Genomic DNA, 7026 nt, shown 5'->3' on the forward strand with positions numbered 1-7026 from the left:
CGATACACTCATGATCCCAACGCCTAAAAACCTGAACTGGATGTGGATTTGGGGCATCGTCCTGACTTTCTGTCTGGCGTTGCAGATCATAACCGGAATTGTTCTGGTGATGCATTACACTCCGCATGTCGATCTGGCCTTTGCCAGCGTCGAGCACATCATGCGCAATGTGAATGGTGGCTACTTTATCCGCTACTTGCACATGAACGGCGCATCGTTGTTCTTTGTTGCGGTTTACATTCATATCTTCCGCGGCCTGTACTACGGGTCCTACAAATCTCCGCGCGAGATTACGTGGATCATCGGGATGCTGATCTATCTGATGATGATGGGCACGGCTTTCATGGGATACGTCCTGCCTTGGGGCCAGATGTCTTTCTGGGGCGCGACTGTGATAACTGGCCTGTTTGGTGCGATTCCGTTTGTGGGCGATGCGATCCAAACCTGGCTATTGGGCGGTCCTGCGGTGGACAACGCTACGCTGAATCGCTTTTTCTCACTGCACTATTTGTTACCATTTATCATCGCGGCTCTGGTTGTCGTGCATATCTGGGCTTTCCACACCACTGGCAACAACAATCCGACCGGTGTAGACGTTCGTCGCACGTCTAAAGCTGACGCCGAAAAAGATACTCTTCCTTTCTGGCCATACTTTGTGATCAAAGACTTGTTCGCGCTTGCGGTCATTTTGGTGGTGTTCTGGGCCATCGTCGGCTTTATGCCGAATTATCTGGGCCACCCGGACAACTACATCGAAGCCAACCCGCTGGTCACTCCTGCGCACATCGTTCCAGAATGGTACTTCCTGCCGTTTTACGCGATCCTGCGCGCATTTACTGGTGAGGTCTGGGTTGTACAAATCGCCAGCTTCATCACAGGCGGCATCATCGATGCGAAGTTCTTTGGCGTTCTGGCCATGTTCGGAGCAATCCTTGCGATGGCACTGGCTCCGTGGCTGGACACATCAAGCGTGCGTTCTGGGAAATACCGACCGATGTTCAAATGGTGGTTTTACCTCTTGGTCATCGATTTCTTTGCGCTGATGTGGCTGGGCGCTATGCCTGCAGAGGAGCCTTACGCAACTTTCTCGCTGATCGCGTCTGCGTATTGGTTTGCTTACTTCTTCGTAATCCTGCCGATCCTTGGGGTAATTGAGAAACCACAGGCTCCGCCAGAAACCATCGAAGAAGACTTCAACGCGCATTATGGCAAGGCTGACGCCGATGCCACGCCGGCAGAGTAAGAAGAGGGACCGGAAACATGTTCAAGAAACTTGCAATCGGTGCCGCGCTTGCTCTGGCCGTTGCTCCTGTAGCTTCAAATGCTGCAGGTGGTGGTGAACAGCACGTCGAGGATTTTCATTTCTCTTTCGAAGGTCCGTTTGGCACTTACGATGAAAGCCAGTTGCAGCGTGGTCTTCAGGTCTACACCGAGGTCTGCGCGGCTTGCCACGGCCTAAGATACGTGCCCCTTCGCGACCTAGAAGCTCTGGGTTATTCAGAAGAACAGGTCATCGCTTACGCGGCGGGCAATTTCGAAGTGTTCGATCCCGAACTGGATGATTTCCGTCCGGCGATCCCAACAGACCACTTCCCTGAAAACAACGGGGTTGGTGCGCCAGACCTCAGCTTGATGGCAAAAGCCCGAGCTGGGTTCCACGGTCCATATGGCCTGGGGATCAATCAGTTGTTCAAAGGTATGGGCGGTGCCGAGTACATCGCTTCGTTGCTGGATGGGTATACTGGTAAAGAAAAGGAAGAGGCTGGTTCGGTTCTGTATGAGAATACTGCTTTCCCCGGTGGTTGGATTTCCATGGCGCCTCCGCTGGCGGATGACCAAGTCGAATATGCAGATGGCCATGCCGCGACCGTTGAAGAGATGTCAAAGGATGTCTCGGCATTCCTGATGTGGGCCGCAGAACCCAAGATGATGGATCGCAAGAACGCAGGTTTTGTCGGCGTTTTGTTCCTGACCATTTTGTCGGTGATTTTGTACCTGGTGAACAAACGCCTGTGGGCGCCTGTTAAGGGCAAAAGGCACTAGAGCCATCCTATTGGCTGAATTTGAAAACCCCCGCTCCTGCTGGAAGCGGGGGTTTTTTTCGGAATCGTGTGACTTACCTTGGAACAGGCATCCTCCCGTTTGTCGACGGACTAATTTATCCCCATAAACTCATCAAGCTATTAGCTGTGTCAAAGAATGCCCAGTAATCGTCGCGTTAACAATCTTCCCTTCTTGCTGTGGCGCTTGGAACGTGACTTCGGTGAACTGCTCTGTGCGTCCCATGCAAGGGTTTTCCATTAAGATGCGATGAGATTTTCCGATCTGGGCGGCCAAGTGTTTTGCAACCTGACTTTCACCTGCTTTGCGCAGGCGCGCGGCTCTGTCCTTGATCACCTTTCCATTCACTTGTTGCGGAATCCGCGCCGCGGGGGTGCCGGCGCGTTTGGAATAGGGGAAGACATGCAACCACGTCAGATCGCACTCAGCAACAAGTCGCAAGGAATTTTCGAAATGTGTTTCTGACTCTGTCGGAAATCCAGCAATTATATCCGCGCCGAAAGTAATGTCAGGGCGAAGCTTTCGAGCCTCTTCCGTAAACCGGATGGCATCATCGCGCAGGTGGCGGCGTTTCATACGCTTGAGGATCAGGTCGTCTCCATGCTGCAATGATAAATGCAGATGCGGCATCAGGCGCGGTTCAGTTGCAATGGCTCGCATAAGGTTTTCGTCAACTTCGATTGAATCGATCGAGCTGATCCGCAGACGCGGAAGGTCAGGGACCAACTTTAGGATACGCATCACCAGATCGCCCAGCTTGGGCTGCGCGGGCAGGTCGGCGCCCCAAGACGTCAAATCCACCCCTGTCAAAACGACCTCGTTGTAACCTTTGTCGACGAGGCGCTTGATTTGATCCACCACGACGCCCGCAGCAACGCTTCGGGAATTTCCACGCCCGTAGGGTATGATGCAAAAAGTGCAGCGGTGATCGCAGCCATTCTGAACCTGCACATATGCGCGTGAGCGGGTGCCGAACCCGTCAATCAGATGCCTTGCCGTTTCTGTGACAGACATGATGTCGTCAACTTGCACCGCCTCGGTCTCACCAATGAAGTCTGCCGCCATGCTCTTCCAGGTCTCGGGCCGCATTTTTTCACTGTTCCCAAGCACTGCGTCGACCTCATCCATCTGGACAAATGTGTCAGGCTCGGTCTGCGCGGCACATCCAGTGACAATCAGGCGGGCCTCTGGATTTTCCCGCCGAAGTCTACGAATTTCCTGACGGGCTTTCCTAACAGCCTCGGCAGTAACGGCGCATGTGTTAACGATTACGGAGCCCCTCAAGCCTGCCTGTTGCGACAGCTCTTTCATAGCCTCAGTCTCGTATGCATTCAGGCGACAACCCAATGTTGTGAATATCGGGGCGCTCATGCCAGAGACCTCAGAAACTCCGGTGTCAGCGTGCCAGAAAACACGTGGCACGTTGGGCCTGTCATCCAGACCCCATCGTCGCGCCAATTGATCCAGATCCTACCACCATCCAGTTCAATCTGCACTGTGCGCCCGGTCAATCCACGCCGCGCTGCTGCAACAGCAGTCGCGCAAGAGGACGATCCGGATGCCAGCGTTATTCCAACACCTCGTTCCCAAACCCGCATCCGCAATTGATCCGGTCCGGTGACTTGAGCAACCTGAACATTGGTGCGTTCCGGATAAAGAGGATGATGTTCATACCTCGCTCCAAACTCTTCCAATGATACAGCTTCGGCATTTTCGACAAAGAACGTGCAGTGCGGATTGCCCATACCCGTCGCGGTCGGCCCACCTTCGATTGGCAACTCCAATGTGTCCAGTTCTTCGGCAAGTGGAACCTCATTCCAGTTCAGTTGTGGTTGACCCATGTTCACCGAGGTCAGGCCGTCTCCGGCATCGCGGGCCAAGAGGTAACCCCGCGCGGTTTTCAAAGTCAGTTCCGACTTACCGGATTCTTCCATAAGGAAACGGGCAATACATCGTGTGGCGTTTCCGCAAGCCGCTGATGTCGATCCATCGGCATTATAAAATACCAAGTTCGCATCGACGTCCCCTGCCTCAATGACAGCGAGTTGATCAAATCCAACACCGAACTGGCGGTGCCCAATTCCTCTTGCCAACGCGGGCGTGACCGCGACCGCCTGTGCGCGGGCGTCTACAATGACGAAGTCATTTCCCAGCCCATGCATTTTCATGAAGGGCAAACCGATGTCATTTGTATGTCGCATGGCGGCCATATAACGATGGTCAGGAAATGATTCCACCCTCTCTGGAAGATTCATGAAAAAAGGGGTTGACCCCTTCGCCCCACCTGCCTAATTAGGCCGCCTATCGGGGCGCCGGACACAAGTTTTATGTCGGCGGAAATGGGTGCAAATTAAGGTCTTGAACCCGATCAGGAAAATACCTTAGAGAGCACCACGGGTCGATTAGATCCAAGAAAGAGTGGGCCGTTAGCTCAGTTGGTAGAGCAACTGACTTTTAATCAGTGGGTCACAGGTTCGAATCCTGTACGGCTCACCACTTTTTCAAATTGTCTGACGCCGAATTGCCAAGTTCTCTATTGGTTACCCTCCTCGGGTTTAAGATTCGACTAAAAGCAATTTGCCTAAACAGGCATCTTTGTATTCAGTCCCAGACTGAATTTCTAATGCCGCCGATTTAAACCAAGGCAGGTCTAGCCCTGTTTTAGACCGTTCAACCCTTGGAAATTAATCCATCTGGCTACAGCTTGGAAAATCCATCGTTTCCAAGTGGAACTCGGTCAGCTTTCACAGCTGGTTCAATACTGCTTGCAACGACAGCAGAGGATACTATGAACTTTCCCGGCAAGGGATGACAGTTTCAAAAAGTTCTCCACCACGACGCATTCGCACTTTGCAAACCTGGTTTTCCGTGACCGTCAGAAGATTGGAGATTTCTGCATCGCCGACTAGCAGTTGAGCAATCTGTACAGCTTGTTGCGCACGCTCCTGTGAGCTTATTTTTCCTGATAGAACGATCGTTCCTCCGAGATCGTGGACACTGACCAGTTCGTCGGGAAGAAGTTCGCGGATCTGTGCCTCAACTTCAGCTGGATCAACGATTTCGACTGCAGGTTCTGGCTCGACCTTCTCCGGCTTTGGCTCTGGCATTGGAGGTGCCTCTTGGATGCGCACATTCAGTAGGTTCGATATTTTCCCTTGCGCGTAATGTCCCGCCACCTCAAGTGCCTTGCTGACCACCTCTGGGCCTGACACAGATCCGGTAAGAACGAAGCCGTCGTTCGCGGAAAGGACTTTAATCTCTTCATCTGGCAAAACTTCTGTCAGACGGCGCTGTAATTCCGTTGTGTCCGGTGAAACGCGTATGTCGATCGAAGAAATTATGCTGCTGTCATCCCGAGTCAGCATCAGGGTCGTGCGACCCGGATTCTTACCCAAGATGTAAAGGGAAGTACCTGTTATCGACGAAATATCAGCGATGTCCGCGTTCGCGATGAAAACTTCGCTAAATGGCTCCGCGCTTTCTATGGCAACCGCACCATCAGCGACAACCTCGACAGTTTGCGTCGCCGCGTTCGCCTCAATCTTTATAGTGGCGCCGGCGAATGCAGGCGCGCCAATCAACGTAACGGTAGCGACCGCTATGTAGACTATCCAGCTCAGTCCGTTTTTCATAATCGAAGACCTCAACATTAGCACTTTTTTGGGCAGATTAGTCGTCCTGCCGGAAAAAGTGTGGCTGAAAAAGAAGTCGAAATCGGGAGCAAAATTTAGAAAACTATGTGACCACAAAATGTCATATTTTGCTGTCCGCATTGGGCTCAATCTGGGCAGTTGCTTAGGACCGTGGCCGAAAAGATCATCCGTCCGCGTGTGTCACAGCCCGTTGATAAAGATGCCACGTGGTGTGGCCAAGGATCGGCAGCGTGAAGACAAGACCCAGAAAAGCTGGAACCAAAGACAGTAGCATAGTTACCGAAATGATCGCCGCCCAGGTGAGCATGACCGCTGGGTTTTCTGTGACGACGTGAATGGACGTCAGCATGGCGGAAACGAAATCAGTTTCCTGATCAAGCAACATGGGCATAGACACGACAGTTAATAAGAACAACGCAAGCGACAAAAATGCGCCCACGCAGGTACCAATTGCAAGGAAAGTCCAACCCTGTGGAGTAAAGAACAAGGTGTTCAAAAATCCGTCAAAATCCGAGAAAGACGCATCCTTCAGGATGATCGCCAGCCATAGCCGAACCTGGTAAATCCACACCCAAAAAATGAACAGGGTGACAAAGGCCATCCAGCCCATTTCTCGTTTGTGTTGATTAGCCATGACAGAAAGTATTTCAGACCAACCGAAATTCTCTCCCTTCTGTAGTCGGCGGGACATCTCATAAAGCCCGGCCGCGGCGAAAGGTGCGACTAGCGGGAAGCCGACCGCGGCGGGAATGATCATCCAAATCTTTCCCAGCCAGACAAGGCACCAAACAAACAGGATTCCGAAAGCTGCATAAAATAGGCCAAAGAAACCGCTCATCAAAGGACGAGCCAGAAAGTCGGAAAATCCAGCTTTAAGCGAGGACGTGATATCACCTGCAGTCACCTTGTTGACCCTTGGCATCGCCCGCTGCTGTGGCGTCACATTGTCCGGTGGTATGGGACCCGTGGTTTTGGATGTCATGACAAACCCCTCCCAAAGCATAAAGACGCGTTGGCCTATTTGCCAACGGACCCCGTGGTGAAACAGGCATCCCTCCGCTGAATATGAAACTGCATCAGCTGACGCATAAGGGCAAGGGGACAGAAAGGCGGTCGGGGCCAACCGATACGTTACTTGCTCCCCTGCGTCAGTTCCCAGAGCCAATCGGACATTCGACTTTCGCCGCCAGATCGTGTTTCCGCAGAAAGCTCATCTGAAGTGCATTGTTGGTCGAGTTTTTGTTGAAGATCTGAGTTTGTGATATTGTGGAGTTTAATTGTTGATCGGAATTTGTTTTGTTTAGATACGTCT

6 protein-coding genes and 1 tRNA gene are annotated in these 7026 nt (G+C 52.3%); 3 read left to right on the forward strand and 4 right to left on the reverse strand.

The genetic code is table 11. The features are described 5' to 3' along the window. Positions 1-1243, forward strand: a 1243-nt coding sequence (locus AC2FNV_RS22910; RefSeq protein ID WP_496774634.1) for a cytochrome b, incomplete at its 5' end; no start/stop codon positions are given. A 17-nt stretch (positions 1244-1260) separates the two neighbouring features. Then, positions 1261-2043, forward strand: coding sequence for a cytochrome c1 (locus tag AC2FNV_RS22915; RefSeq protein WP_170474152.1), 783 nt, complete (start codon positions 1261-1263; stop codon positions 2041-2043). Positions 2044-2175: 132 nt separating this feature from the next. Here AC2FNV_RS22915 and mtaB read toward each other — a convergent pair whose 3' ends face one another. After that, the gene (gene mtaB / locus AC2FNV_RS22920) at positions 2176-3432 is read right to left on the reverse strand and encodes a tRNA (N(6)-L-threonylcarbamoyladenosine(37)-C(2))-methylthiotransferase MtaB (RefSeq protein WP_170607631.1); all 1257 of its coding nucleotides are present in this window, start codon (positions 3430-3432) and stop codon (positions 2176-2178) included. Next, complete coding sequence (gene dapF / locus AC2FNV_RS22925; RefSeq protein ID WP_170607367.1) at positions 3429-4271, reverse strand: diaminopimelate epimerase; 843 nt, start codon at positions 4269-4271, stop codon at positions 3429-3431. The genes mtaB and dapF overlap by 4 nt, the downstream gene beginning before the upstream one ends. A 210-nt stretch (positions 4272-4481) precedes the next feature. On the opposite strand from dapF, the gene AC2FNV_RS22930 reads away from it, so the two are divergent. Further along, a tRNA-Lys gene (locus tag AC2FNV_RS22930) sits at positions 4482-4557 on the forward strand. 290 nt (positions 4558-4847) lie between these two features. On the opposite strand, the gene AC2FNV_RS22935 is transcribed toward AC2FNV_RS22930, so the two are convergent. Both AC2FNV_RS22935 and AC2FNV_RS22940 read right to left on the reverse strand, forming a co-directional pair. Continuing rightward, a complete protein-coding gene (locus tag AC2FNV_RS22935) occupies positions 4848-5693 on the reverse strand; it encodes a pilus assembly protein N-terminal domain-containing protein (RefSeq protein WP_170607365.1) in 846 nt (281 codons plus the stop codon). A gap of 184 nt (positions 5694-5877) precedes the next feature. Continuing rightward, positions 5878-6696, reverse strand: coding sequence for a DUF2189 domain-containing protein (locus AC2FNV_RS22940; RefSeq protein WP_496774637.1), 819 nt, complete (start codon positions 6694-6696; stop codon positions 5878-5880). Between the last annotated feature and the right edge of the window lie 330 nt (positions 6697-7026).

It is taken from the genome of Ruegeria sp. BHSA163 (genome assembly GCF_059613365.1).